26 protein-coding genes and 1 rRNA gene are annotated in these 22,967 nt (G+C 69.6%); 15 read left to right on the top strand and 12 right to left on the bottom strand.

Annotated elements, in window-relative coordinates; genetic code table 11:
• From rrf to AO398_RS23235, 4 genes are all read left to right on the top strand, one after another.
• Positions 1 to 95, top strand: a 5S ribosomal RNA gene (gene rrf / locus AO398_RS23220); the annotation flags it as partial.
• A 358-nt stretch (positions 96 to 453) separates the two neighbouring features.
• The gene (locus AO398_RS23225; protein ID WP_058194546.1) at positions 454 to 1,149 is read left to right on the top strand and encodes a response regulator transcription factor; all 696 of its coding nucleotides are present in this window, start codon (positions 454 to 456) and stop codon (positions 1,147 to 1,149) included.
• Complete coding sequence (locus tag AO398_RS23230) at positions 1,146 to 2,660, top strand: ATP-binding protein (protein WP_082643414.1); 1,515 nt, start codon at positions 1,146 to 1,148, stop codon at positions 2,658 to 2,660. The genes AO398_RS23225 and AO398_RS23230 overlap by 4 nt, the downstream gene beginning before the upstream one ends.
• A gap of 97 nt (positions 2,661 to 2,757) precedes the next feature.
• Positions 2,758 to 3,543, top strand: coding sequence for a 3-hydroxybutyrate dehydrogenase (locus AO398_RS23235; protein WP_058194547.1), 786 nt, complete (start codon positions 2,758 to 2,760; stop codon positions 3,541 to 3,543).
• Positions 3,544 to 3,585: 42 nt separating this feature from the next.
• On the opposite strand, the gene AO398_RS23240 is transcribed toward AO398_RS23235, so the two are convergent.
• A complete protein-coding gene (locus AO398_RS23240; RefSeq protein WP_058194548.1) occupies positions 3,586 to 3,963 on the bottom strand; it encodes a CsbD family protein in 378 nt (125 codons plus the stop codon).
• A gap of 164 nt (positions 3,964 to 4,127) precedes the next feature.
• Positions 4,128 to 5,114, bottom strand: a complete 987-nt coding sequence (gene meaB, locus AO398_RS23245) for a methylmalonyl Co-A mutase-associated GTPase MeaB (RefSeq protein WP_058194549.1) — start codon at positions 5,112 to 5,114, stop codon at positions 4,128 to 4,130.
• 206 nt (positions 5,115 to 5,320) lie between these two features.
• On the opposite strand from meaB, the gene AO398_RS23250 reads away from it, so the two are divergent.
• Positions 5,321 to 6,346 carry an alpha/beta hydrolase gene (locus AO398_RS23250; RefSeq protein ID WP_058194550.1) on the top strand — a complete coding sequence of 342 codons (1,026 nt, stop codon included), beginning with the start codon at positions 5,321 to 5,323 and terminating at the stop codon, positions 6,344 to 6,346.
• Positions 6,347 to 6,432: 86 nt separating this feature from the next.
• Here AO398_RS23250 and AO398_RS23255 read toward each other — a convergent pair whose 3' ends face one another.
• Positions 6,433 to 7,317, bottom strand: coding sequence for a transglutaminase family protein (locus AO398_RS23255; RefSeq protein ID WP_058194551.1), 885 nt, complete (start codon positions 7,315 to 7,317; stop codon positions 6,433 to 6,435).
• 249 nt (positions 7,318 to 7,566) lie between these two features.
• Between AO398_RS23255 and AO398_RS23260 the strand changes: the two genes are divergently transcribed.
• From AO398_RS23260 to AO398_RS23270, 3 genes are all read left to right on the top strand, one after another.
• A complete protein-coding gene (locus AO398_RS23260; RefSeq protein ID WP_058194552.1) occupies positions 7,567 to 7,914 on the top strand; it encodes a hypothetical protein in 348 nt (115 codons plus the stop codon).
• A gap of 71 nt (positions 7,915 to 7,985) precedes the next feature.
• Positions 7,986 to 8,498, top strand: a complete 513-nt coding sequence (locus AO398_RS23265; RefSeq protein WP_058194553.1) for a DUF533 domain-containing protein — start codon at positions 7,986 to 7,988, stop codon at positions 8,496 to 8,498.
• Between the two features lie 202 nt (positions 8,499 to 8,700).
• Complete coding sequence (locus AO398_RS23270) at positions 8,701 to 9,687, top strand: esterase (RefSeq protein WP_152997628.1); 987 nt, start codon at positions 8,701 to 8,703, stop codon at positions 9,685 to 9,687.
• Between the two features lie 202 nt (positions 9,688 to 9,889).
• Here AO398_RS23270 and AO398_RS23275 read toward each other — a convergent pair whose 3' ends face one another.
• Together AO398_RS23275 and AO398_RS23280 are read right to left on the bottom strand one after the other, a co-directional pair.
• Positions 9,890 to 11,071, bottom strand: coding sequence for a pyridoxal phosphate-dependent aminotransferase (locus AO398_RS23275; protein WP_058194555.1), 1,182 nt, complete (start codon positions 11,069 to 11,071; stop codon positions 9,890 to 9,892).
• A 25-nt stretch (positions 11,072 to 11,096) separates the two neighbouring features.
• Positions 11,097 to 11,288, bottom strand: a complete 192-nt coding sequence (locus AO398_RS23280; protein ID WP_058194556.1) for a hypothetical protein — start codon at positions 11,286 to 11,288, stop codon at positions 11,097 to 11,099.
• Positions 11,289 to 11,524: 236 nt separating this feature from the next.
• Here AO398_RS23280 and AO398_RS23285 point away from each other — a divergent pair, with 236 nt between their 5' ends.
• On the top strand, positions 11,525 to 11,755 hold the full coding sequence (locus AO398_RS23285; RefSeq protein WP_243957709.1) for a hypothetical protein: 231 nt from the start codon (positions 11,525 to 11,527) through the stop codon (positions 11,753 to 11,755).
• 6 nt (positions 11,756 to 11,761) lie between these two features.
• On the opposite strand, the gene AO398_RS23290 is transcribed toward AO398_RS23285, so the two are convergent.
• Positions 11,762 to 13,162 carry an ATP-binding protein gene (locus AO398_RS23290; protein ID WP_082643415.1) on the bottom strand — a complete coding sequence of 467 codons (1,401 nt, stop codon included), beginning with the start codon at positions 13,160 to 13,162 and terminating at the stop codon, positions 11,762 to 11,764.
• Between the two features lie 236 nt (positions 13,163 to 13,398).
• Between AO398_RS23290 and AO398_RS23295 the strand changes: the two genes are divergently transcribed.
• From AO398_RS23295 to AO398_RS23310, 4 genes are read left to right on the top strand one after another with little or no spacing between them, the layout of a single operon-like run.
• A complete protein-coding gene (locus tag AO398_RS23295) occupies positions 13,399 to 13,722 on the top strand; it encodes an XdhC family protein (protein ID WP_007559023.1) in 324 nt (107 codons plus the stop codon).
• Complete coding sequence (locus AO398_RS23300; protein ID WP_058194558.1) at positions 13,722 to 14,423, top strand: XdhC family protein; 702 nt, start codon at positions 13,722 to 13,724, stop codon at positions 14,421 to 14,423. The genes AO398_RS23295 and AO398_RS23300 overlap by 1 nt, the downstream gene beginning before the upstream one ends.
• Complete coding sequence (locus AO398_RS23305; protein ID WP_058194559.1) at positions 14,420 to 15,445, top strand: molybdopterin-binding protein; 1,026 nt, start codon at positions 14,420 to 14,422, stop codon at positions 15,443 to 15,445. Before AO398_RS23300 ends, AO398_RS23305 begins: the two co-directional genes overlap by 4 nt.
• A complete protein-coding gene (locus AO398_RS23310) occupies positions 15,438 to 16,031 on the top strand; it encodes a nucleotidyltransferase family protein (RefSeq protein ID WP_058194560.1) in 594 nt (197 codons plus the stop codon). Before AO398_RS23305 ends, AO398_RS23310 begins: the two co-directional genes overlap by 8 nt.
• Before the next feature lie 3 nt (positions 16,032 to 16,034).
• Here AO398_RS23310 and AO398_RS27780 read toward each other — a convergent pair whose 3' ends face one another.
• Both AO398_RS27780 and opgC read right to left on the bottom strand, forming a co-directional pair.
• Positions 16,035 to 16,208: a DUF2256 domain-containing protein gene (locus tag AO398_RS27780; RefSeq protein ID WP_201025815.1), complete on the bottom strand. Its 174-nt coding sequence runs from the start codon at positions 16,206 to 16,208 to the stop codon at positions 16,035 to 16,037.
• 73 nt (positions 16,209 to 16,281) lie between these two features.
• Positions 16,282 to 17,457, bottom strand: a complete 1,176-nt coding sequence (gene opgC / locus AO398_RS23315) for an OpgC domain-containing protein (RefSeq protein WP_058194561.1) — start codon at positions 17,455 to 17,457, stop codon at positions 16,282 to 16,284.
• 477 nt (positions 17,458 to 17,934) lie between these two features.
• Here opgC and AO398_RS23320 point away from each other — a divergent pair, with 477 nt between their 5' ends.
• Positions 17,935 to 18,882, top strand: a complete 948-nt coding sequence (locus AO398_RS23320) for an NAD(P)-dependent oxidoreductase (protein ID WP_058194562.1) — start codon at positions 17,935 to 17,937, stop codon at positions 18,880 to 18,882.
• 257 nt (positions 18,883 to 19,139) lie between these two features.
• Here AO398_RS23320 and ettA read toward each other — a convergent pair whose 3' ends face one another.
• The 4 genes from ettA to AO398_RS23340 all read right to left on the bottom strand — a co-directional run bounded on the left by ettA (position 19,140) and on the right by AO398_RS23340 (position 22,372).
• On the bottom strand, positions 19,140 to 20,792 hold the full coding sequence (gene ettA, locus AO398_RS23325) for an energy-dependent translational throttle protein EttA (protein ID WP_058194563.1): 1,653 nt from the start codon (positions 20,790 to 20,792) through the stop codon (positions 19,140 to 19,142).
• A 175-nt stretch (positions 20,793 to 20,967) separates the two neighbouring features.
• The gene (locus AO398_RS23330) at positions 20,968 to 21,261 is read right to left on the bottom strand and encodes a hypothetical protein (protein WP_058194564.1); all 294 of its coding nucleotides are present in this window, start codon (positions 21,259 to 21,261) and stop codon (positions 20,968 to 20,970) included.
• Positions 21,262 to 21,269: 8 nt separating this feature from the next.
• Positions 21,270 to 22,160 (bottom strand): DNA/RNA non-specific endonuclease, encoded by an 891-nt coding sequence (locus AO398_RS23335; RefSeq protein WP_058194565.1) that lies wholly within the window; start codon positions 22,158 to 22,160, stop codon positions 21,270 to 21,272.
• Positions 22,151 to 22,372 carry a hypothetical protein gene (locus tag AO398_RS23340; protein WP_058194566.1) on the bottom strand — a complete coding sequence of 74 codons (222 nt, stop codon included), beginning with the start codon at positions 22,370 to 22,372 and terminating at the stop codon, positions 22,151 to 22,153. The genes AO398_RS23335 and AO398_RS23340 overlap by 10 nt, the downstream gene beginning before the upstream one ends.
• Positions 22,373 to 22,621: 249 nt before the next feature.
• Here AO398_RS23340 and AO398_RS23345 point away from each other — a divergent pair.
• On the top strand, positions 22,622 to 22,967 hold a 346-nt coding region (locus AO398_RS23345; protein WP_280139149.1), incomplete at its 3' end, for a 1-deoxy-D-xylulose-5-phosphate synthase N-terminal domain-containing protein.

Below are 22,967 nucleotides of genomic sequence, written 5' to 3' on the forward strand. Positions count from 1 at the left end.
CCCAGAACCCGATCCCATCTCGAACTCGGCCGTTAAACACGCCAGCGCCCATGGTACTGTGTCTCAAGGCACGGGAGAGTCGGTCGCCGCCAGACCCGCACAACGCAATCACACCCAACATCCCCTCGACACGATCAGCGAACGCGAACAGGCCGCCCCTTACAGGGCGGCCTACTCGCGTTTTTGCCGTTCGCTGCGGCGAGCTTCCTTACCGCAAAGTCATGCCGGCGCGATCATCCGGTAATTCGGATGGTGGCAGGATCCGATGGCCGCTCGCGCGGCCGGAGCCCGCATCCGACCTCGTGCCCTCCGAGGTCCTCGGCTTCGGAGCGGGCCGGGATCCGCCCCCGGACTCGGCCCGCTCGCGCATCCGAGAGGGGAGGGGAGCTGGGGATGGCCGTGGTGACAGAGCAGCGTTCCCCCCTCTCGCGAGCCGCGCTATGGACTGGGTCCATGCGATTGCTCATCATCGAGGACGACCGGGAGGCGGCGGCCTATCTCGTCAAGGCGTTTCGCGAGACGGGGCACGTCGCCGACAGCGCCCATGACGGGCTCGACGGCTACGCGCTCGCCCGTGAAGGCGCTTATGATGTCCTGATCGTCGACCGGATGCTCCCGAAGCTCGACGGGCTGTCGCTGATCCGCTCCCTCCGCGAGCAGGCGGTCACGACACCGGTGCTGATCCTCTCCGCGCTGGGCCAAGTCGACGACCGGGTGAAGGGCCTGCGCGCCGGCGGCGACGATTACCTGCCGAAACCCTATGCGTTCTCCGAGCTGCTCGCCCGCACCGAGGCGCTGGCCCGGCGCCCGGCCGGTTCGGGTGCCGCGGAGGAGACCCGCTATCGGGTCGGCGATCTCGAACTCGATCGCCTCTCCCACCGCGTGACCCGGGCCGGCCGGGAAATCGTGCTGCAGCCGCGGGAATTCCGCCTGCTGGAATATCTGATGCGCCAGGCCGGCCAGGTCGTGACCCGGACGATGCTGCTCGAGCATGTCTGGGACTACCATTTCGATCCGCAGACCAACGTCATCGACGTCCATGTGTCGCGCCTGCGCGGGAAGCTCGACAAGGGGTTCGCGTCACCGATCATCCATACCGTTCGGGGGGCCGGCTACGTGCTGCGCTTCGATGAAAGCAGCACCGGGTGAGCGCGGGCTTTTCGGTCGAGCCGATCCCGCGCGAGACCGTCGGCGCGCGGGTCCAGAAACTGTTCCGGACCACGGCGTTCAAGCTGTCGATCGCCTATCTGGCGATCTTCGCCCTCTGCGCCTTCCTGGCGCTCGGCTACGTCGCCTGGAACGCCCGGGCAGTCCTGGACGACCAGATCGTCTCCACCATCGATGCCGAGATCAACGGCCTGTCGGAGCAGTACAATACCGGCGGCCTGCGCCGGCTGATCACCGTGGTCGAGCGCCGATCGCGAGAGCCCGGCGCTTCGCTGTACCTGGTCACCACCGCGAGCGGCGAGCACGTGGTCGGCAATGTCGGGTATGTTCCCGCCGCGGTGCTCGCGAATCCGGGTCAGAGCGAGACGCGTTACGGCCGCAGCGACTCCGATACCGACCCCCATCGCGCGATCGTACGGGTCTTCACCCTGCCGGGCGGGTTTCGGCTCCTGGTCGGCCGCGACACGGAGGAACGCGACCGGCTACGCGCGGTGATCGGCCGGGCCTTCGGGACGTCGCTCGCCGCGGTGGTGGTGCTCGGCGTGATCGGCGGCTGGCTGGCGGCGAGCCGCGTCCTGCGGCGGGTCGATGCCATGACCCAAACCACCCGGGCGATCATGGCGGGCGACTTGGACGGACGGCTCTACGTGGCGGGCAACGGCGACGAGCTGGACCGCCTGGCTGCCAGCCTCAACCTGATGTTGGAGCGGATCGGCGAGTTGATGCGCGGCATGCGCGAGGTCTCCGACAACATCGCCCACGACCTGAAGACGCCGCTGACACGTCTGCGCAACCGTGCCGACGAAGCCCTGCGCAACGCCGGCTCACCCGAAGCGCTGCGCGCCGCCCTGGAGGCGGTGATCGAGGAGAGCGACGGGCTGATCCGCGTGTTCAACGCGCTCCTGATGATCGCGCGGCTCGAGGCCGGCAGCGCCCAGGAGATCCTGTCACCGGTGGATCTCGGCGCTGCGGTGCGGGGGGTGGGCGAACTCTACGAGGCGGTGGCTGAGGATCAGGGATTGACCCTCGACGTCCGGGCCGAGGACGGCCTGATCATCGCGGGCAATCGCGAGCTGATCGGTCAAGCGCTCGCCAACCTGATCGACAACGCGTTGAAATACGGCGCCGACGGGAGGGAGGCCCGGGTCACCGTGGAGGCCGAGCGGGCTGGGGATGCCATACGCCTGATCGTGGCCGATCACGGTCCGGGCATCCCCGAGGCCGAGCGCGCCCGTGTGCTCGGGCGCTTCGTCCGGCTGGAAGATGCGCGCTCGCGGCCGGGTTTTGGGCTCGGGCTCAGCTTGGTCAACGCGGTGGTGCGGCTGCATCGGGGGACGCTGCGGCTCACGGATAACGGGCCCGGCTTGCGTGTGGACCTCGCCTTCCCGGCGCAGGATCAGGCTGTCGCGGCGGACATGCGTGACGGTGGGGCCGAACCGATACCGGCTGCCGCAACGCGCGCTCCGGAAGGGTCGATTTCGCACCTTCCTTGAGGCAGGTACGGGATCACGACGTCAAAAGCCCCGTCTTGCGCGTCGTCGCGTCCCGAAAGCCGGCACATCTTTAGCGGGACGAAGCTCAGGAGGCCCCATGACCCTTACGTCCAAGACCGCCCTCGTCACCGGATCCACCAGTGGCATCGGCCTCGCCATCGCCCGCGCCCTTGCGGGACAGGGGGCCAACGTCGTGATCAACGGCTTCGGAGACGCGCAGGTCATCGAGGAGACCCGCGCCGGTATCGAGCGCGACCACGGCGTGACGGCGCATTACTCGGCGGCCGACATGAGCAAGCCGGAGGCTGTCGCCCAGATGGTGCGGGAGGCCGAGGCGGCGTTCGGTGCCATCGATGTGCTAGTCAACAATGCCGGCATCCAGTTCGTCTCGCCGATCGAGGAGTTCCCGCCGGAGAAGTGGGAGCAGATCATCGCGATCAACCTGTCCTCGGCGTTCCACGCGATGCATGCCGCGATCCCCGGCATGAAGGCCCGGGGCTGGGGGCGGATCATCAACACCGCCTCGGCGCATTCGCTAGTCGCCTCGCCGTTCAAGTCCGCCTACGTGGCGGCCAAGCACGGGATCAGCGGGCTGAGCAAGGCTGCGGCCCTCGAACTCGCGCCCCACAAGATCACGGTGAACTGCATCTCGCCGGGCTATGTCTGGACGCCTCTGGTCGAGGCGCAGATTCCGGACACGATGAAGGCGCGCGGCCTGACCAAGGAGCAGGTGATCGAGGATGTGATGCTGAAGGCGCAGCCGACCAAGGAATTCGTGACCGTCGATCAGGTCGCGGCTCTGGCGGTGTTCCTGTGCTCCGAGGCGGCGAGCCAGATCACGGGCGCCAATATCAGCATGGATGGCGGCTGGACCGCGCAGTAAGGCCGGAGCGGCTCCGCCTCTGGAGGCGGAGCCGCGTGTGAGTCAGCGGCGCCCGTGGAACAGCAGTGCGATACCGTAGCCCACCGCGCCGGTGATCAGCAACGCGACCAGCGGGTTCTCCTCGACCCGGGCGCCGACCGCGGCGCGGCCCTCGCGCAGGTAGGAGCCGCCCCGCTCGTAGGCGTCTTCCGCGACGTCGCCGGCGCGCCCATAGGCGTCGCCGGCATAGTCACTGGCCTTGTCGGCGATGTCCCGGGCCTTGTCCTTGACCTGCCCGTAGGCGTTCTGGGCCTGACCCTGGACGTCGCGGACGCGGCCTTCCGCCGAGTCCCGGTTCGAGCCCACGAAGTCGCCCGCGGCGCCCTGAACCTTGCCGAGGGCTTCCTTGGCGCCGCCGACGATCCGATCCGTATCCACCATGACTCTCTCCTCGACGTGAGCGCGGCACCGGTACGAGAGGAGGCGCCGCAGGATCCCTCGTCGTGCAGCGAACGCACGAGACCCAGTTTGCGCACCGCGCCGCGGTGATTTTCTCAGATCCGGCCCGCCGGGTGCGGAACAGGGTAAACGCCAGCGGCGCAGCCTCAGAGCCCGATCAGTTCGGCGATGGCCGCCGCGCCCGCGGCTGGAGATGTCTCGCCCCGGGCGACGCCAGACTCAGCCTCGGCGGTGCTGCGCCGGACCTCGGGCGAGCCGACCAGGCGCTGGTGAAGGCGCTCGTGGACCAGGGCCCACATCCACTTCACGTCCTGGGTTCGGCGTTTGGCCTGGATCTCCCCGGTGGCGGTGAGCTTTTCCCGGTGATCGACGATCTTCGCCCAGAGGGCATCGAGGCGCAGGTTGTGGAAGCCGGAGATCGTCACCACCGGCGGCGTCCAGGTCGCCGAGGCGGGGGTGAGGATGTGCAGGGCGGCGCGGTATTCGGACGCCGCGGCGTTGGCACGCTGCTCGGCCTCGCCGGAATCGGCCTTGTTGACCGCGATCATGTCGGCGAGTTCGAGGATGCCTTTCTTGATCCCCTGGAGCTCGTCGCCCGCCCCGGGCAGCATCAGCACGAGGAAGAAGTCGGTGAGGTCGGCCACCGCAGTCTCCGACTGGCCGACGCCCACGGTCTCGACGAGGATCACGTCGAACCCGGCCGCCTCGCAGAGCAGCATGGTCTCACGGGTCTTGGCCGCGACGCCGCCCAAGGTGCCCGAGGACGGGGACGGGCGGATGAACGCCTTCGGATCGTGGGCGAGCCGGGCCATCCGGGTCTTGTCGCCGAGGATCGAGCCGCCCGTGCGCGACGAGGACGGGTCGACAGCCAGAACCGCGACCTTGTGGCCGGCCTCCGTGAGGTTCGACCCGAGGGCGTCGATGGTGGTGGACTTGCCGACGCCGGGCACGCCGGTGATGCCGACCCGGATCGCCTTGCCGGTCTCGGGCAGGACCGAGTCGATCAGCGTGGCGGCGAGCGCCCGGTGATCGGGCCGTTTCGACTCCGCCAGGGTAATCGCCCTTGCCAGGGCGGCGCGGTCGCCGCGCAGCAGGCGCTCGCGCAGGCTCTCGATGTCGATGGACGGCGTCATGAACCCTTCATGGCGGCGCTTGGCGCTGCCGTCGAGGGGGTATCGCCGCGAGGGCTCGGCTCGGCACGCCGCTCGGTCAAATGCCTGTGTCCGCCGCACCACGAACCGCTGATTACCCGTACTCCACAGGTCCGGCCCATGATCGTGCCCCGCCATGGTCACGATCCTGCGCGACGGTTGGCGCCCCGCCCGAACGCACCCGGATCATGTCGAGCCACACCGTCTCACGCCGCGCACTCCTCCGGATCGGCGCCCTCGCGGGGGCGGCGGGGCTCGCCCCGTCCCTCGGTGCCTGCGTCACCGATGACCTCGGCACCTCCGCGCTGCCCGAGAAGCAATCGGCGCTCGACGTCATGCCGGTGCTGCTGGTGGCGACGACGCGCAAGCCCGTGGGGACGCCGCCCCGGCCGCCGTATTTCAATTCCGAGCGCGGCCGCGGCCTGAGCTTCGCCGAGGTGCGTCTGTCGCCGCCCGACCGCTCGCTGCTCGGCAAGGTCTCGGCGGTGATCACCGGCGACTGGACCATCGGGGCGGTGCCCAAGACCGAGACCGGCCCGGGGGCCGCGGAGGCCTTCGCGCAGGCGGCGCTCGGCCGCGACGTGCTGATCTACGTGCACGGTTACCGGGAATCGTTCGAATCCGCCGCCGTCAGCGCGGCGCGCCTGTCCGACGGGATCCGGTTCCGGGGCGTCTCGGGCCTGTTCACCTGGCCGTCGGCGGCTGCGACCTTCGATTACAACTACGATCGCGAGAGCGCGCTCTGGTCGCGGGACGCCTTCGAGGACCTGTTGAAGGCTATAACCGCGAGCTCGAGCGGCGGGCGTATCAACATCGTCGCGCATTCGATGGGCACGCTGCTCACCCTCGAGACCATCCGCATGCTGCGAGCCGAAGCCGGCGAGGCGGCAATGTCGCGCATCGGCGCTGTCGTGCTGGCCGCTCCGGACATCGACTTCGACCTGTTCTCGAACGGCGTGTCCCGGCTCGGTCCCGACGTGTCGAAGATCACCGTGATCTCCTCGACCAACGACCGGGCTCTCGAACTCTCCGCGGCGCTCGCCGGCGGCGTCCGGGCCGGCGCGGCCGACCGCGCCAAGCTGGAGGCTCTCGGCGTGCGTGTCGCCGACGCCTCTGATTACGGCGGCGGCCTGATCAACCACGACCTGTTCCTGTCGAACCCGGAGGTGCAGGCGGTGGTCAAGCGCGCCATCGCCCGCGGTGCCGGGGTGTAGGACGCCGAAAAGAGCGGGTTTCCAAAGGGCTGAGCCCTTTGGCGGGGTTCGGGGGCGGAGCCCACGAGGCGTTCCCGGGCGCGGGCTTACCCCGTCCGGGTCGCCATGCTCTGCGGCGGCAGGGGCTCTTCCGGCAGGACCGGGGCGTCGCCGGAGGCGTCGAGATGGTCGATCCGGTCGGCCCAGACCCGGAAGCCGACGAGGGGATTGGGGCCGAACGTGTGGGTCAGCGGCACGTCGGCGGCGTCGCGGCCGTAGGCCACCATCACCCGGCCGATCCGTGGGCTGTTGTTGCGCGGATCGAACACGTGCCAGCGTCCGCCGAGATAGACCTCCATCCAGGCGGCGAAATCGCCGGCCGGGTGCGGTTCGGGCTCGCCGATGAAGCTGATATAGCCGGTGCAGTAGCGGGTCGGAACGTTGAGCGCGCGGCAGAAGGCCACGGCCAGGTGGGTGAAATCTCGGCAGACCCCGCGCCCGCCGGCATAGGCATCCTGGGCTGTGCGGTCGCCATGGGCGAACTCGTAGCCGAACGCGATGTGGTCGTGGACGAAGTCGCAGACTGCCTGCACGCGGCTCCAGCCCGGCTCGATATGGCCGAACAGGCGCCAGGCCTCGTCGGCAAGCAGGTCCGATTCGCAGTAGCGGCTCGGGAGCAGGAACACGATCGTCTCGGCTGGCAGCGCCTCGATCGCGTGCTGCTCGGCTTCCCGGTGTACCGGGTCCGGGTGCCCGTCGTCGCCGATCACCGCGTCGGTGCCGATGGTGAAGCCCCCTGCCGGCGCGGTCAGGCGCCCGCACAAATTGCCGAAACCATCGCGATAGAGATCCACCGGGACCGGCGGATCGGTGCGGAGCGTATCGGGTGCCTCAAGCGCGTCCGCCCGGGTGGGATGCACGTTGAGCATCACCACCATCGGCACCGGATAGGGGAAGGCGTAGCGCATCTCGCAGCCGAGCCTGATCCGCATCCGCGGTGATCCTTCTTCCCGTCCGGTTTCGTTGTGACCGCCGCCCGGCAGGATTCGCGCCACGGCTTTCGGGGCGGTCTGGCCGAGACGGGCTTGGCGGGCGTCCGGTTCACCCCTACAGCATCCGCGCGCGGCGCTCATGACCGCCGGGGTAAGCTTAGGCATTTCTCCCCGGGGCGGTGCGTCGCACCCGAGCGCGATCCCGCTGACCGGGCGCGCCCAAGGACGGTTACAAGAAGGATGCCGGCCATGTTCACGCTCGAGATCGAGGGCACCGCCGTCGCGGTGATCAACAGCGACGAGGCGTCCGCCAAGGACCTCTTCACCTGCGAAGGCTTCAAGGAAGACATCCGGACGATGACGAGCGAGGGCAAGCCGCTCTGGAACGGCACCGCGCCCCTCATCATCCGGGCCGCAAACGAGGACGAGATCGAGATTTTCGAAGACGCGCTGGCCGAGGATGACGGCGAGGGCGAGTTCACCGACGACAAGCACCATGCCGGCGGCGAGACCGACGACGAGGACGAGGACGAAGCCGATATCGTCTTCCTGGTCGATATCGACGAGGCGGACGAGGACGACGAAGCCGACGCCTGACATCAATTCCTGAACCTGGCCGCCTCCCGGGGGTTTCCGATCCGATTCGGAATGAACCCGGGAGGATGGACATGGCGGATAGCAGGCAGATCGTCGACGCGCTGGTGCGCGCCCGGCGCGGTGGGATCGCCGCCAGCGCAGCGCTCGGCGGTCTCTCGCTGATCGGCGGGATTGCGTACCGAGCCCTGCGCGGTGCGGCGCCGCCGGCCAAGGACGGTCCGGACTTCTCGAAGGTCGACGAGGACGAGGCCCGGTTGATGCTTCGGGCCATGGTGGCTGCCACCATTGCGGACGGCATGATCGATACGGCCGAGCGCAAGCGCCTCGACGCGGCCGTGGCGGAGGCCGGCCTCGATCCCGACGGACGCGCCTGGCTCGATCGCGAACTGGAAAGCCCCGCCGAGATCGACGAGATCGCCGAGCGGGTGAACGAGCCGGAGGCGGCGGCGCGGATCTACGCGGCGGCACGGCTCGCCATCGACCCCGACACGATTCAGGAGCGCCAGTTCCTGAAGATGCTCGCCGAGGCGCTGGACGTGCCTGGCGCGGCTGCAGCCTCGATCGAGCGCGACATCGGCGCCTGAACCAACTTCATTTCCGGCTATGCATCTCCCGCGACTGCCGAGCTTCGTGCTAGGCCGGTGCGGGCGGTGAACCGGGCCGATGCGTCCCGGCCGCATAGGGCCGGGACGTTTCATGCCGACGCTGTCATTGCCCGCTCCGTCCCGTGCGCGACGGGCCGTCCGCTGCCTCACCGGAGCCCTGCTCGCCGGAGGCCTGACCGCGATGAGCGCACCTGTCCTCGCCGCCGACCCGGCTCCCGGCCCCCTGACGCTCGCCGGCCAAGGCAGCTTCTTCGTCGGCGGTCGCGACAGCCAGTCCGACACGCTCTCGACCCTGCCGGCCTACGCCCCCTCGGGGACGATCACGGTCGATCAGGTCTATGTCCGCTATCAGATCCCGGTGGAGCCTGTGCGCCCACCCCTGGTGCTGATCCACGGCTGCTGTCTCACCGGCAAGACCTGGGAGACGACTCCGGACGGGCGCATGGGCTGGGACGAGTTCTTCGTCCGCCGGGGCTTTCCGACCTACGTGATCGACCAGGCGTGGCGCGGGCGCTCGGCGATCAGCCCGGCCCAGATCGATGCGGTGAAGATGGGCAAGGCGGAGCCCGATTCGCTGCCGCCGGTCTTCTCCGCCGGGCGCGAGCCGGCCTGGGCGATCTTCCGGTTCGGGCCGGAATACCTGAAGGTGTTCCCGGGCATGCAGTTCCCCCTGGAGGCCCAGGGCGAGTTCTGGAAGCAGATGGTCGCCGACTGGTCCGCCGCCCTGCCGGTGCCGAACCCGACCGTGCCGGCCCTTTCGGAGCTGGCCAAGCGGCTGAAGGGCGCCGTGCTGGTCTCGCACTCGCAATCGGGCATCTACCCGTTCCAGACCGCCGCCCTCGACCGCACCGGTATCCGGGCCATCGTGGCGATCGAGCCCGCCGCCTGCCCGGATCCGGCCAAGGACGATCTCGCCCCCTACAAGGACCTGCCGATCCTGGTCCTGTTCGGCGACTTCGTCGACGCCTCGCCCCGCTGGGCGCCCCGGCTCAAGCAGTGCCGCAGCTTCGTCGCCGCGGCGAACGCGGCCGGCGGCCGGGCCGAGCTGATCCTGCTGCCGGAGATCGGGATCCACGGCAATTCGCACATGCTGATGCAGGACAAGAACAGCCTCGACATCGCCGACTGGCTGGCGGGCTGGATCGAGAAGCGGGCGGGGAAATCCTGATCGGGCAGCCGGCGTCGTAACAGGCCCGTCCCCCAATCACCCCCTCATCCAGACCACGCCCTCCTCCTGAGGTGCGCCCGCGCAGCGGACGCCTCGAAGGAGCTCTCCAGCCGCCGCGCGATCCCTGGAGGCCTCCTTCGAGGCTTCGGCGCAGCACCTCAGGATGAGATCGAGGGTCGGAGGTGAGGGCGTGACGCGGCGGTCAGCCCGGCTTCCGCTCGGTCAGAAACCGACCCATCCGCTCCAGCGCCCGGCGGATGTTCTCAGCCGAATTGGCGTAGGACAGGCGGATATAGCCCTCGCCGTGAACGCCGAAATCTGGGCCGCCGATCACCGCGACGCCGGCTTCCTCCAGCAGGGTGGCGGCCAGGGGCTTGGCCTTCCAACCGGTCTGCGAGATGTTCGGGAAGGCGTAGAACGCGCCCTTCGGGGCGATGCAGGACACGCCCGGCAGGGCATTCAAGCCATCCACCACGATCGCCCGGCGGCGATCGAACTCGGCAACCATCTCGGCCACGCAATCCTGCGCGCCGTCCAACGCCGCGATGCCGGCCCATTGGGTCGAGGCGTTCACGCAGGAATGGGCGTTGACCGCGAGCTTCCGGGCCGCGTCGTAGAGCGGCTTCGGCCAGACCGACCAGCCGAGCCGCCAGCCGGTCATCGCGTAGGTCTTGGACGCGCCGTCGAGATAGATCAGCCGGTCGCGAATTTCTTCGTACTTCAGCAGCGAGTGATGGGCCTCGCCGTCATACGTCATCGTGCCGTAGATCTCGTCCGACAGCACCGCCACGTCCGGGTGGTCGGCCAGGCCCGCCACCAGGGCGTCGATCTCGGCCTTGGGCGTGACGCCGCCGGTCGGGTTGGCGGGCGAGTTGACGATCAGCAGGCGGGTCTTCGGGGTGATCAGCGCGAGGGTCTCGGCGGCCGAGAACGCGAAGCCGTTGGCCTCGCGGATCGGCACCGGCACCGGCGTCGCCCCGGTGAACTCGATCATCGAGCGGTAGATCGGGAAGCCGGGATCCGGATACAGGATCTCGGCGCCGGGCTCGCCGAACATCAGGATCGCCATGAACATGGTGACCTTGCCGCCCGGCACGATCATCACCGACTCGGGCGAGACCTCGACGGCGTGGCGGCGGTGGATGTCGCGGGCCACTGCCTCGCGTAAGGACGGGATGCCGGTTGCCGGCGTGTAGCCGTGGTGCCCGTCGCGCAGGGCCTTGATGCCGGCCTCGACCACATGGGCCGGCGTCGGCATGTCGGGCTGGCCGATGCCGAGGTTGATCACGTCCCGCCCCTGGGCGGACAGCGCCTGGGCGCGGGCGAGCACCGCGAACGCGTTCTCCTCGCCGATGCGCGAGAAGGCCGGAACGACGTGCAGCATCGCGCTCTCCGCGGGACTTGAGGCTTTAGTGCTTGGTGCGCTCGGCCAGCTTCATGGCGCCGAACGACATCGCTCCGGCGATCACCGCCAGGATCACGAAGGTCTTCACCGAGGCGTAGAACAGCGCCGGCTCGATGCCCGGGTCGGTGTAGAGAACGAGGCCGATCGCCGCGAGCGGCAGGGACAGCAGGATGAACAGGGGGACGAGCGGGTTCATGTTGGGCACTCGGATCCGGCGCGCGGTTGGCCGCGGCTCATGGGCGTCGCGCCTGCATACCATCCTGCTGCACAGGTTGGGACCCCGGGGCCAGGAGTTTTTCGCCCGATCGATCGCCCACTCACCGAAGTGCAATCATTTGGCCGGATACTGGCTTTACGGGAGGAGATGCCAGTATGCGCCCATCAGAGGTGACGTGGAACGGCAGAGGGGCGAATGTATCGCCGCTTGATATTTTGACGGCCCAGATCGGCCGGCTGCTGCGGCATCCTGCCTACCGGCGCGAGAGTATCGTCAGCTCGCTGCTGCAGCGCCATCTCCCGAAGGAAGCGGGCTACGCCTGGAACGACGAGGCGGCCTTGCGTGAGCGTCTCGGCCGCGCCGGTCTCGACGCGGCCAGCATCGACCATCTCATTCGCAACACACAGGCCGAGATCCAGCGTCTGCGTGGCCCGGCCGACGCCTGACCGGCCTCAGGCCGGCACCCGGACCGTCGCCCGCAGGCCGCCCAGCGGGCTCTCGTGCAGGGCGATGTCGCCGCCATGGGCCCGGGCGATGTCCCGGGCGATGGCCAGCCCGAGCCCGGAACCGCCCGCATCCTGCCGGGAATCGTCCAGGCGCACGAACGGCTTGAATACCTCCTCGCGGCTCTCGGGCGGGATGCCGGGTCCGTCATCGTCGATCGAGACGTAGAAGGCCCGGGCCTCCAGCCGGCCGGAGATCGCCACCGTCTCGCCGTAACGGGCAGCGTTGGCCGCCAAGTTGAAGAGGCAGCGCCGGAACGCCCCCGGGCGCACGGTGACCTCGGGTGCGCCAACCAGATTGACCTCCGAGACATGGGTGCCCAGGCGTTCCACGTCGCTGCGCAGGTCCTCCAGGAGGGTCCGCATATCGGTGGGGGTGGCGGGCTCCGCCGAGTCGCCGCGGGCGAAGGCGAGGTAGCCCTCCAGCATCCGGCTCATCTCGTCGACGTCGCGGCTGAGATCCTCGATCTCGCTGGTCTGCTCGAACAGCGCGAGCGACAGGCGGAAGCGGGTCAGGATGGTGCGCAGGTCGTGGCTCACGCCGTTGAGCATCGTCGTGCGCTGCTCCATGGCCCGCTCGATGCGCCGCTTCATCTCGATGAAGGCGTGCCCGGCTTGGCGCACCTCCCGGGCTCCGCGCGGCCGGAACTCGATCTCCCGGCCCTTGCCGAATCCCTCCGCCACCGCGGCGAGCCGCAGGATCGGCTTGATCTGGTTGCGCAGGAACAGGATCGCGACGCCCAGCAGCACCAGCGAGGAACCGATCATCCAGACCAAGAAGATGTGCGAGTTGGACGCGTAAGCCTGGCTGCGCCGGGCGGTGATGCGCATTACCCCGTCGGGGATCGCCACCCGGATCTCGATCAGGTTCGAGCGGCCGACCGTGTCGATCCAGAACGGCCGGCGGATCTGGCGCTTGATCTCGTCCGAGAGGGCTTCGTCCAGGATCGAGAAGAACGGCCGCGGACCCTGGGTTGGGAGCTTGGCGCCCTTCAGGATGTCGAGGTCGAGGTTCAAGCGCTCGGCGGCGATGCGCGACAGCGTCTCGGCGTCCCGGTCCTGCGGATAGCTCTCGTAGATGTCGATCAGCGCAGCCACGTCGGCGGTGACCGCGGCGGACAGGCGCTTGGTCACGAGCTGCCAGTGCCGCTCCATGAACGTGTAGGCGATCACCGACTGGAGCAGGACCACGGGCGCGATGATGATGATCAGCGACCGGGCGTAGAGCCCCTTCGGCAGGGCGTCGCCGATGGCGCGGGTGAGGCGCTTCCACAATCGGTGCGGCGCCGAGCGGGGTCGCGGCGGATTCGTCCGCAGGGTGCGCGCCAAGCCGGGATCGGGTGCGTTCATGATCGCGCGCGCCCGCGCCGCGGCGGGCCGCCGAGGCGGGGCCGGAACTCGCGGCATAGGGGCCGTGTCATGAAGGCGGACATGGGGCGGGGGCATGGGGGCGGCGGGACGTTATCGCACCCGCGCCGCCATCGGCCAAGGCGACCGGGGAACGGCACCCCCGCGCCTTGCACCACGGCGCGCGGGCCATACCTGAGGCAGGCGGGGGGCCCCCGCCGGCCGAGGTCTCGAGGGCCATGCTCAGCACTGATACAGACATCCTCGCCGCCGCCTCCGCCTGGCGGCGGGACGGGCGCGCCGTGGCGCTCGCCACCGTGATCGAGACCTGGGGCTCGGCGCCGCGGCCCGTGGGCAGCCATCTCGTGGTCGATGCCGAGGGCAATTTTTTGGGGTCCGTCTCGGGCGGCTGCGTCGAGGGCTCCGTGATCACCGAGGCGATCGAGGTGATCGAGGCCGGAGCGCCCCGCATCCTCGAATTCGGCGTCGCCGACGAGACGGCGTGGCGGGCCGGGCTGTCCTGCGGCGGCCGGATCCGGGTCTTCGTCGAGCGGGTCGACTGATGCGCACCGAGACCCTGGAGGTCCTGAACGCCGAGCGCGCCGCGCGCCGGGCGACGATCCTGGTCACCGATCTGGCCGACGGGACGCAGCGCCTCGTCCGCGAGGCCGAGATCGCCGCCGATCCCCTGGCGGAGGTGCTGGGCAAGCACCTAGCCTCGGGCAAGAGCGGCCTCGTGGAAGCCGGCGGCCGGCAGACGTTCCTGACCGTGCAGGTCCCGCCGGTCCGCCTCGTGGTGATCGGTGCCGTCCACATCTCGCAGGCGATGGCGCCGATGGTGGCCGGGCTCGACCTCGCGCTGACCGTGATCGACCCGCGCACGGCCTTCGCCAGCCCCGAGCGCTTCCCGGGTGTCGAGCTTGTCGCGGAGTGGCCCGACGCCGCCCTCGGCGGCCGCGTGCCGGCCCTCGACCGCTACTGTGCGCTCGCCGCCCTGACCCACGATCCCAAGATCGACGACCCGGCCCCGAAGGCCGCGCTCACGGCCGAGTGCTTCTACATCGGGGCCCTGGGCTCGCGGAAGACGCACGCGGCCCGCACCGCCCGGCTGGCGGAGGCTGGGTTCTCGCCTGAGCAGATCGGCCGGATCCGGGCCCCGATCGGGCTCGCCATTGGGGCGGTCAGCCCGGCCGAGATCGCGCTCGCCGTCCTGGCCGAGATCGTGGCGGCGCTCCGTCGGGTCCCCCGCCCGGAGGTCGCGTGAGGTTCGGCCCCGTGCCGATCGCCGAAGCGGCCGGCCTGATCAGCGCCCATACGGTCCGGCGGGACGGCATCACCCTGCGCAAGGGCGCGGTGATCCCGGAGGAGGCGGTCGCCGGCCTGGCCGGAGCCGGGCTCTGCGAGATCGTGGCGGCCTCCCTCGAACCCGGTGATGTCGGCGAGGACGAAGCCGCGGCGCGGCTCGCCGCGCATCTGCGCGGGGCAAACCTGCGCGCGGAGGCGCCGTTCACAGGCCGCTGCAACCTGTTCGCCGAGATCGCCGGCGTGCTCACCCTGGCATCGGCCTGCATCGACGCGGTGAACGCCGTCGACGAGGCGGTGACGGTGGCGACGCTGCCGCCGTTCAAGCCGGTGGTCGAGGGCGAGATGGTCGCCACCGTGAAGATCATTCCCTACGCCGTGCCGGGTGCCGTGCTGGCCCAGGCCTGCGCGGCGGATACGGCCGGGACGCTCGCGGTGGCACCCTACCGCCGTCGGCGCGTCGGCGTGGTCTCGACCCGCCTGCCGAGCCTCAAGGAGACCACCATCGACAAGACGCTCCAGGTCCTGGCCGAACGCCTCGCCCCGACGGGCGCCGAGATTGTTTCTGAGGATCGCGTGGCGCACGCGGCCGATTCCGTGGGCGCGGCGCTCGGGGAGGCGATCGACCGGGCTGGGGCGGATCTGGTGGTGGTGTTCGGCGCCTCGGCCATCGCCGACCGGCGCGACGTGATCCCGGCCGGCATTACGGCGGCCGGCGGACACGTCGCGCATCTGGGCATGCCGGTCGATCCCGGGAACCTGCTGCTCGTCGGCAGCCGGGCGGGCGTGCCGGTGATCGGCGCGCCGGGCTGCGCACGCTCGCCGAAGGAGAACGGCTTCGACTGGATCCTGCACCGGCTGCTGGCGGACCTGACGGTCACCCGCGCCGATATCGTCGCCCTCGGGGTCGGCGGCTTGCTGATGGAGATCGTCTCGCGGCCGCAGCCCCGGGCCGGCGGCGCGGCCGCGGATTCCGATGCCTGAGATCGGGACGATCCTGCTGGCGGCGGGGCTCGGCACCCGGTTCGGCCCGGAGCCCAAGATGCTGGCGCCGCTCGACGGCAAACCGCTGGTCCGCCACGCCGCGGAGGCCACGCTGGCGGCTCGGCCGCGCCCGGTCGTCGTGGTGCTCGGCGCCCATGCCGAGGCGGTCCGGGGCGCGTTGGCGGGGCTCGATCTGACGTTTATCGAGAACCCGGATTTCAACGCCGGCCTGTCCACCTCGCTGCGCGCCGGCGTCGCCGCGCTTCCGCGATCCTGCGAAGCGGCGGTGGTGGTGTTGGGCGACATGCCGCGCATCACCCGAGTTCATATCGACCGTTTGGCTGAGTCCTTCGCAAATGCGTCGCGGCCGCCCGCCGCCGTCGTTCCGGTGCAGCATGGCCGGCGCGGAAATCCCGTGCTCCTGAATCTGCGCGTTTTAGCACCCGAGATCGCCCGGCTCACCGGCGACCGCGGCGCCGGGCCGCTGCTCAAGGACCGGGTCGATATCCTGGAGATCCCGGGTGATCCGGCCACCGCGCTCGACATCGACACGCCGGCCGCACTGCGGGATGCCGACCGCGCCTGATGCTCAACGGTGCGCGCTCGCGGGGGGGCGTCCAGCCTTGGCGTCGCTCCGGCAGCGGTCGGAACAGTAGCGGACCTCGTCCCAGACCCGCTCCCACTTCTTGCGCCAGGCGAACGGCCGGCCGCACTGGGCGCACATCTTCTCCGGAAGATCGCCCTTGCGGCGCATCCGCGGCATGTATCGTGGCTCCTATGACGGACAGACGGGGGGCGGAAACGGGCCTCGGCTCAAGTCCGTTCCCGGAAGCCGCTCAGCGACGGGCGGCTACGGCGCGGGCGTCGAGAATGCGGGCCAGTCCGAGCATCGCCGCGAGTCCCCCCAGGTTGACCGCGATCTGGAGCGGCGCGGTCGGATCGAAGGTACGGTACAGAATCCGCCCGATCAGCGCGGCCAGGCAGCCCGCGGCGAAGATCTCCAGGGAGTGCCGGCCGCAGGCATCGAGCAGCCGCAGGCGCCGCGATCCCGAGAGGCGCCGCAAAGCGGGCGCGCTGAAGATCAGGTAGGTCAGGGCCAGGATGTGCAGAAGGCGCAACGGCGCGACATGGCTCTTGTCCGGCGCCCCAATCGACAGCGGCCGGAGGTCGGGCAAGCCCCAATCCTGCCAGGCGCCACCCTGCAGCAGGCCGAAGGCCAGGTAGGCGAAGGCCACAGCGGCGGCCCAGTTCCGCCAGGGCAGCAGACCGTCCCCAGCCCGGACGGCGACCGCCAGGGCCGCACCGATCACGAACAGGAATTGCCAGGCGAAGGGGTTGAAGTACCAGCCGTCATCCACCGCGGCGGCGTTGGGCAGGTTCAGGGTGTGGTCGACATTGGCGGCGAGCCATAGCGTGGCCGAGAGCGCCAGCACGCCCCAGATCCCCCGTCGCATCCCGAAATATACCGCGGGGAACAGAGCGAGCAGCAGGATGTAGAGCGGCAGGATGTCGAGGTAGTTCGGCAGCGCGTTGAGGGCGAGCCCGCGCAGGAGACCCGGCAGCAGCCCCATCTGCAGCAGCGGCGCGACGCCAAAGCGCGGCGTCAGCCCGGTCAGGTCCATCCAGATCCGGACGATGACGAGGGTGGCGAGCAGCAGCCCGGCCTGGAACAGGTAGATCCGGAGGCAGCGCCGGGCGATGCGCATAAGGGTCGCCCGCACCCCGGCCCGGCCGAACAGGCCGCCATAGGCGATCATCGACGAATACCCGGCCAGCAGCACGAAGATCTCCGCCGCGTCCGAGAAGCCGAGATTGTGCAGGGTGAACAGGGCCGGCGTGTTGCGCGGGATGTGGTCGATGAAGATCATGAGCAGGGCGAGCCCGCGCAGCACGTCGACCCGGGCGTCGCGGACGGATTTCTTCGGTGTGGGCTCCGGCCCGGGGGCGGGCGTGGGCGCCGGAGCCACGCCGCCACCGAAGGGTGCCCGCTCAAGGTCGTCGAGGCTCTTCACGCAGCCATCACCGGAACACCCGCCTGTCGGAATCGAGGCAATGATAGTCGGTCGCCGCGGGAATGCGGGGACAGACTTCACCATTCACGCGCCTGTGTCCGAGATGCGCGCTCTGGCCATGGTCGGGTCGATACCCCCCGGCGGGACCGGGTCATCGCGCGGACGGAACGCTCCCCCGAACGTATCCCTGTACTTGGTTCGACCAGGTGCGCGTCGGAAGGACGGGATGGGCCCCCGAGTGATCCGTGACATTCCCGAGCCCGCGAATCGATGGAGGGCCGCTGTCGGATCGTCCGACCCGCTGAGGGAGATCGTGGCGGCCGCCGTCCGAGGGGCGGTTGTCACGCGAGCGGGGGGATTTGGCCCACGAGGTCCGTCGGACGATTCAACGTCCGATCCACGCCGCTCGCATCGCCCGCCAACACGCTGTAGAGGCGTCGGATCGATCCCGGCTTTTGCCGGGGAAGGGCAGGGTTCATGCGCGTCCTCGTCACCGGAGCCGGCGATTTCCTCGGCCGCCGCCTGCTCGCGGCGCTGCGTCGGAATCTTCCCCCGGCCAGCCGGATCCTCGGCATCGACCGCCGCCCTCAGCCGCCCCTCGACGGGGTCACGCTCCTCGACGTCGATCCGTTCGATGCGGACAGGCTCACCGCGGTGGTCACCGATTTCGACCCGACCTTCGTGTTCCACCTCGCCGCCCTCGCCTCGGTGGCGCGATCGAGCGAGACGCCGGCCTATGCCTGGCGGGCCGACCTGCTGGGTACCCTGAACCTGGCCGAGGCGGTGGCCCGGACCCGCGCGACCCTGGTCTTCCTGAGCTCGACGGTGGTCTACGGCGAGGCGTTCCGCGGCACGCCGCGGCCCGACGAATCCGTAACGCCCCGGCCGGACACGATCTCCGGTCGCACCAAGAACGCCTGCGAGTACATCCTGCGCGACGTGCTCGCCACTGCCGGCGTGAAGCACCTCGTGCTGCGGGCTGCGAATTATATCGGCCCGGGCCAGAGCGAGACCTTCATGGCCGCCTCCTTTGCGGGCCAGATCGCCCGGATCGAGCGCGGGCTGGCGCCCCCGAACGTGGCGGTGGGCGACCTCGCGGCGGCGCGCGACTTCATCGATGTGTCGGACATGACCGCGGCGTGCCTGCGCGTCCTGGACCGCGTGGGGGAGTTGCCGGATGGCGGCATCTTCAATGTCGGCACGGGAGTCGTGACGCCCGTCTCGGCGATCCTCGACGCGTTCCGTGGGCTGACGGAAACACGCTTCACCGTCGACGTCGCACCGGACCGGGCCCGGCCGACAGGGGTACGCAGCCAGGGCTGCGACCCGTCGGCCTTCATGGCCGCCACCGACTGGATTCCGGCGATACCCCTGGCGCGCAGCCTTCAGGCGATGCTGGACGCGGCGCGGGTGGGCGCGGGCTAACCGGCCTTTCTTACGATTTGGTCCCGCCCCACGACCTCATCCTCAGGTGCGTTCGCGGAGCGGACGCCTCGAAGGAGGCTTCCAGCCAGCCGCGCGATCGCTGGAGGGCTCCTTTGAGGCTCGCTGCGCTCGCACTTCAGGATGAGGGCAATGGATTGGAGGGGCGCCGATAAGGTTCCGGCGATCCCCTGTTGCTTATCGCACAAGCGCGCGTGCCGCCGCGGGTGTCGGTCCGGCCCGAAGGCCGTGACCACTCTCTACCGCGAAAACTTCTTGTACTTGATCTTCTTCGGCATCAGCGAATCCGCTCCGAGCCGGCGCATCTTGTCGGCCTCGTAATCCGAGAAGTTGCCCTCGAACCACTCGACGTGGCTGTCGCCCTCGAAGGCCAGGATGTGGGTGGCAATGCGGTTCAGGAACCAGCGATCGTGGCTGATGATCACCGCGCAGCCGGCGTAATCCTCCAGCGCGTCCTCGAGGGCGCGCAGGGTCTCCATGTCGAGGTCGTTGGTCGGCTCATCGAGGAGCAGCACGTTGGCGCCGCCCTTCAGCGTCCGGGCGAGGTGGACGCGGTTGCGCTCACCACCCGAGAGGGTGCCGACCTTCTTCTGCTGGTCGCCGCCCTTGAACGCGAAGGCCGCGCAATAGGCGCGGGAATTGATCTCGCGCTTGTTGAAATAGATGATGTCGTTGCCGCCCGAGACCTCCTGCCAGACCGTGGCATTCGGATCGAGGGCATCGCGCGACTGGTCGACGTAGCCGAGATGCACGGTCTCCCCGATGGCGATCTTGCCGCCGTCGGGCGACTCCTGGCCCGTGATCATCTTGAACAGGGTGGTCTTGCCCGCGCCGTTCGGGCCGATCACCCCGACGATGCCGCCCGGCGGCAGCTTGAACGACAGGTCCTCGATCAGCAGCCGATCCCCGAACGCCTTGTTCAGGTGCTCGAACTCGATGACGTTGTTGCCCAGCCGCTCGTCGATCGGGATGACGATCTGCGCGGCGGCGTCGACCTTGTTGTTCTGCTTGGCGACCAGCTCTTCGTAGCGGGTGATGCGGGCCTTCGACTTCGACTGCCGGGCCTTGGGCGAGGCGGCGATCCACTCCTGCTCGCGGGCGATCGAGCGCTGGCGGGCCATGTCCTCGCGGCCCTCCTGCTGGAGGCGCTTCTGCTTCTGCACAAGCCAGGCGGAGTAGTTGCCTTCGTACGGGATGCCCCGGCCGCGATCGAGCTCCAGGATCCAGCTGGTGACGTTGTCGAGGAAGTAGCGATCGTGGGTCACGATCAGGATCGCGCCCGGGTAGGACTTCAGGTGGCCTTCGAGCCAGTTCACCGTCTCGGCGTCGAGGTGGTTGGTCGGCTCGTCGAGCAGCAGCAGTTCCGGCTCCCACAGGAGCAGGCGGCAGAGGGCGACGCGGCGGCGCTCGCCGGCCGACAGGGTCGCCACCGGCTGCTCGTCGCTCGGGCAGCCCAACGCCTCCATGGCCTGATCGACCTTCGAGTCGAGCTCCCAGAGGTTCAGAGCCTCGATCTTGTCCTGGAGCGCCGTCATCTCGTCGGCGGTCTCCTCGGAATAGTTCATGGCGAGTTCGTTGTAGCGGTCGAGCATCGCCTGCTTCTCGGCGACGCCCTCCATCACGTTCTCACGGACCGACTTGTTCGGATCGAGCTGCGGCTCCTGCGGCAGGTAGCCGACCCGGGCGCCCTGGGCGACGAAGCCCTCGCCGGTCCACTCGGTGTCGATGCCGGCCATGATCTTGAGCAGGGTCGACTTGCCCGAGCCGTTGATGCCGAGCACGCCGATCTTGGCGTCCGGGTAGAACGACAGGTTGACGTCCTCCAGGACCTTCTTGCCGCCCAGGTAGGACTTCGTCAGTCCCCGCATGTGGTAGATGAATTCGCGAGCCATCGCGGAACGTCCTCGGCGCGTTGTTCGGGACTGCGCGGTGCGTGCCAGCGGCACGGGTCAGGCGCGGGGTCTTCGACCCGTCCTGTCAGCGCGTTCCCTACGATATAAGAATGCCTTCGACCGAGTATCAGGCCCGCCGGGCAGCGGCCCGGCGCCGGGGCCGGCCGTCGTCGGCTCAAGCGAAGGGGTTGGGCACCGATTTCGGTGCCGCGTCCGGGGCCTCCGCCACCGCCTCGGGCAGGTCACCGGCCTCCAGAACTTTCACGATGGCCTCCAGCGTGTCCCGGAGCAGGCGGGCCTGGGCAAGGCCCGCCTTGTCCCTGGTCAGGTCCAGGGAGCCGTGCAGGGCGATCCGATCGGTGCCGTTCTCGAAGCTGAGAGCACCGATCGTCCGCACCGACGCATCGTCGGCGAAGGGCTCGAAGGCATCCGGTTTGGGCGTCCGGCGGCTCGGCTTGTCCTGTGGCATGGCCCCTCTCAGAAGATCGAACGCAGCAGGTCGCGCAGGATCTTGCGCACGGCGCGATTCAGTTCGCGGCTCAGCCAGTCCTGCCAGCTCTGCTCCGGCCGGGGCCGGTGCCCCTCCGAGCGCGCCCCGGCATGGGGATCGGGCAGAGTCATCGCGCTGGCCCGGGCGGCGGCCGGGATGCCCGGGAACACGTCGATCCCGGCCTCGCGGGTGAGGTCGTCGATCGAGACCGCGCGCCAGTCCCGGGCCTCGTCGTTGCGGGCCAGATAAGCACCGGCTTCGCCGCTCGCGGGGTCGTAGAGCGCCTTGAACAGCTGGGTGGGCACGAGCACGCCGCCCTTGATCTGCTGCACCGCGTCCCCGGAGAAGATCACCCCGGTGACGACGAAAATCGCGCCGCGCCGGCTCGCCAGCCGCCGCGTGCCCTCCTCGATATCGGCCCAGAGCCCGCGGTTGAGCACCCGGTTCTGCGGCACGATATTGGCCAGGCTGAACGATTCGGTCTGGGCGCTCAAGGTCGGCATGTCACCCGCCGGGGCAAGGTGACCGCGGTCGAAGCCGCTGCGGACGTAATCCTCCAGCGAGGCGCGCTCGGCCTCCGGCAGCCGCGTCTCCTCGTGGAACGCGTCGTCCCGGGCGACCGTGCGGGCATCGGCGATGCTGGCGCGGGTGAGATGCTCGGCGGAATAGAGCGGCGTGCGCGTCACCCCCGAATGAAGGACCGCGAAGGCCTCGAAGCACAGCGGCACCGTGCGGGCGGCCAGCTTCGCATTGGTCAGGACCGGCGCCAGGCCCTTGGCGAACAGGGCCGGGCAGGCGTCCTGGGCCGCGGCCGAACTCGCCAGGGTCACGAACGCCAGGGCCGCGACGAAACGATCGCGCCGGCACCTCACCAGCATGCGCGCACCCGCCGGGGGCCCTCCGGGGTCGGCCGTTCGCGCCAGGCGCAGGGGCGGCCGAGGCTGCGGGTGAACGGCCGGGCGTCGCGATCAGGGGCGCCGGGGTAGACCCGCTCCGGGCAGGCACCCAGGAAGTTGCAGGGGAAGCCGAGGTTGCCGTCCGGCGGGCGCGGCCCGGCATAAGCTTGGCTGGCGGGGGTAATCGCCAGCATGAGCAAAATTGTGCACAGACGAGCCAGGCTCAAGAGCGGACCTCATGTGGCGGTAAGGGCACGTAACTGAAAAAATCGCCGGTCGGACATTGATCGCGCCGGCGATCATCCGTACCTGGCACTATCATGACAGCGACGGACGGGTCGGTTCTAGCATGAACGCGTGCCCCCGGGTGCAGGCGTCGTGACGGCAAGAGCCCTCTCCCGGGAGCCCGCGTGATGGGGCCGTCGCCACACTCGAACGAGCGGATGCGATCCTTGGCGATATCCTCTGAACACGCGGCGTTGCTGGACCGTGTCCCGGAGCCGGCTGCGCTGCGCCAGCTTCCCGAATCCGAGCTGCAGGCGGTGGCGGATGCGGTGCGGGCGGAGATGATCGACGCGGTGTCGATCACCGGCGGCCATCTCGGCTCCGGGCTCGGCGTGGTCGAGCTCACCGTGGCGCTGCACCACGTGTTCGACACGCCCGACGACCGCATCGTCTGGGACGTCGGCCACCAGTGCTACCCGCACAAGATCCTCACCGGGCGCCGCGACCGCATCCGGACGCTGCGCCAGGGCGGTGGCCTGTCCGGCTTCACCAAGCGCTCAGAGA

The sequence above is a fragment of the Methylobacterium sp. GXS13 genome (assembly GCF_001455965.1).
In the GTDB taxonomy this organism is placed as follows: Bacteria; Pseudomonadota; Alphaproteobacteria; order Rhizobiales; family Beijerinckiaceae; genus Methylobacterium.

Excerpts from the sequence above, each read along its gene's own strand:
- AO398_RS23225 (WP_058194546.1), top strand. The coding sequence starts at position 454 with ATGCGATTGCTCATCATCGAGGACGACCGGGAGGCGGCGGCCTATCTC.
- AO398_RS23235 (WP_058194547.1), top strand. The coding sequence starts at position 2,758 with ATGACCCTTACGTCCAAGACCGCCCTCGTCACCGGATCCACCAGTGGC.
- AO398_RS23240 (WP_058194548.1), bottom strand. The coding sequence starts at position 3,963 with ATGGTGGATACGGATCGGATCGTCGGCGGCGCCAAGGAAGCCCTCGGC.
- meaB (WP_058194549.1), bottom strand. The coding sequence starts at position 5,114 with ATGACGCCGTCCATCGACATCGAGAGCCTGCGCGAGCGCCTGCTGCGC.
- AO398_RS23250 (WP_058194550.1), top strand. The coding sequence starts at position 5,321 with ATGTCGAGCCACACCGTCTCACGCCGCGCACTCCTCCGGATCGGCGCC.
- AO398_RS23255 (WP_058194551.1), bottom strand. The coding sequence starts at position 7,317 with ATGCGGATCAGGCTCGGCTGCGAGATGCGCTACGCCTTCCCCTATCCG.
- AO398_RS23260 (WP_058194552.1), top strand. The coding sequence starts at position 7,567 with ATGTTCACGCTCGAGATCGAGGGCACCGCCGTCGCGGTGATCAACAGC.
- AO398_RS23265 (WP_058194553.1), top strand. The coding sequence starts at position 7,986 with ATGGCGGATAGCAGGCAGATCGTCGACGCGCTGGTGCGCGCCCGGCGC.
- AO398_RS23270 (WP_152997628.1), top strand. The coding sequence starts at position 8,701 with ATGAGCGCACCTGTCCTCGCCGCCGACCCGGCTCCCGGCCCCCTGACG.
- AO398_RS23275 (WP_058194555.1), bottom strand. The coding sequence starts at position 11,071 with ATGCTGCACGTCGTTCCGGCCTTCTCGCGCATCGGCGAGGAGAACGCG.
- AO398_RS23280 (WP_058194556.1), bottom strand. The coding sequence starts at position 11,288 with ATGAACCCGCTCGTCCCCCTGTTCATCCTGCTGTCCCTGCCGCTCGCG.
- AO398_RS23290 (WP_082643415.1), bottom strand. The coding sequence starts at position 13,162 with ATGAACGCACCCGATCCCGGCTTGGCGCGCACCCTGCGGACGAATCCG.
- AO398_RS23295 (WP_007559023.1), top strand. The coding sequence starts at position 13,399 with ATGCTCAGCACTGATACAGACATCCTCGCCGCCGCCTCCGCCTGGCGG.
- AO398_RS23300 (WP_058194558.1), top strand. The coding sequence starts at position 13,722 with ATGCGCACCGAGACCCTGGAGGTCCTGAACGCCGAGCGCGCCGCGCGC.
- AO398_RS23310 (WP_058194560.1), top strand. The coding sequence starts at position 15,438 with ATGCCTGAGATCGGGACGATCCTGCTGGCGGCGGGGCTCGGCACCCGG.
- AO398_RS27780 (WP_201025815.1), bottom strand. The coding sequence starts at position 16,208 with ATGCCGCGGATGCGCCGCAAGGGCGATCTTCCGGAGAAGATGTGCGCC.
- AO398_RS23320 (WP_058194562.1), top strand. The coding sequence starts at position 17,935 with ATGCGCGTCCTCGTCACCGGAGCCGGCGATTTCCTCGGCCGCCGCCTG.
- ettA (WP_058194563.1), bottom strand. The coding sequence starts at position 20,792 with ATGGCTCGCGAATTCATCTACCACATGCGGGGACTGACGAAGTCCTAC.
- AO398_RS23330 (WP_058194564.1), bottom strand. The coding sequence starts at position 21,261 with ATGCCACAGGACAAGCCGAGCCGCCGGACGCCCAAACCGGATGCCTTC.
- AO398_RS23335 (WP_058194565.1), bottom strand. The coding sequence starts at position 22,160 with ATGCTGGTGAGGTGCCGGCGCGATCGTTTCGTCGCGGCCCTGGCGTTC.
- AO398_RS23340 (WP_058194566.1), bottom strand. The coding sequence starts at position 22,372 with ATGCTGGCGATTACCCCCGCCAGCCAAGCTTATGCCGGGCCGCGCCCG.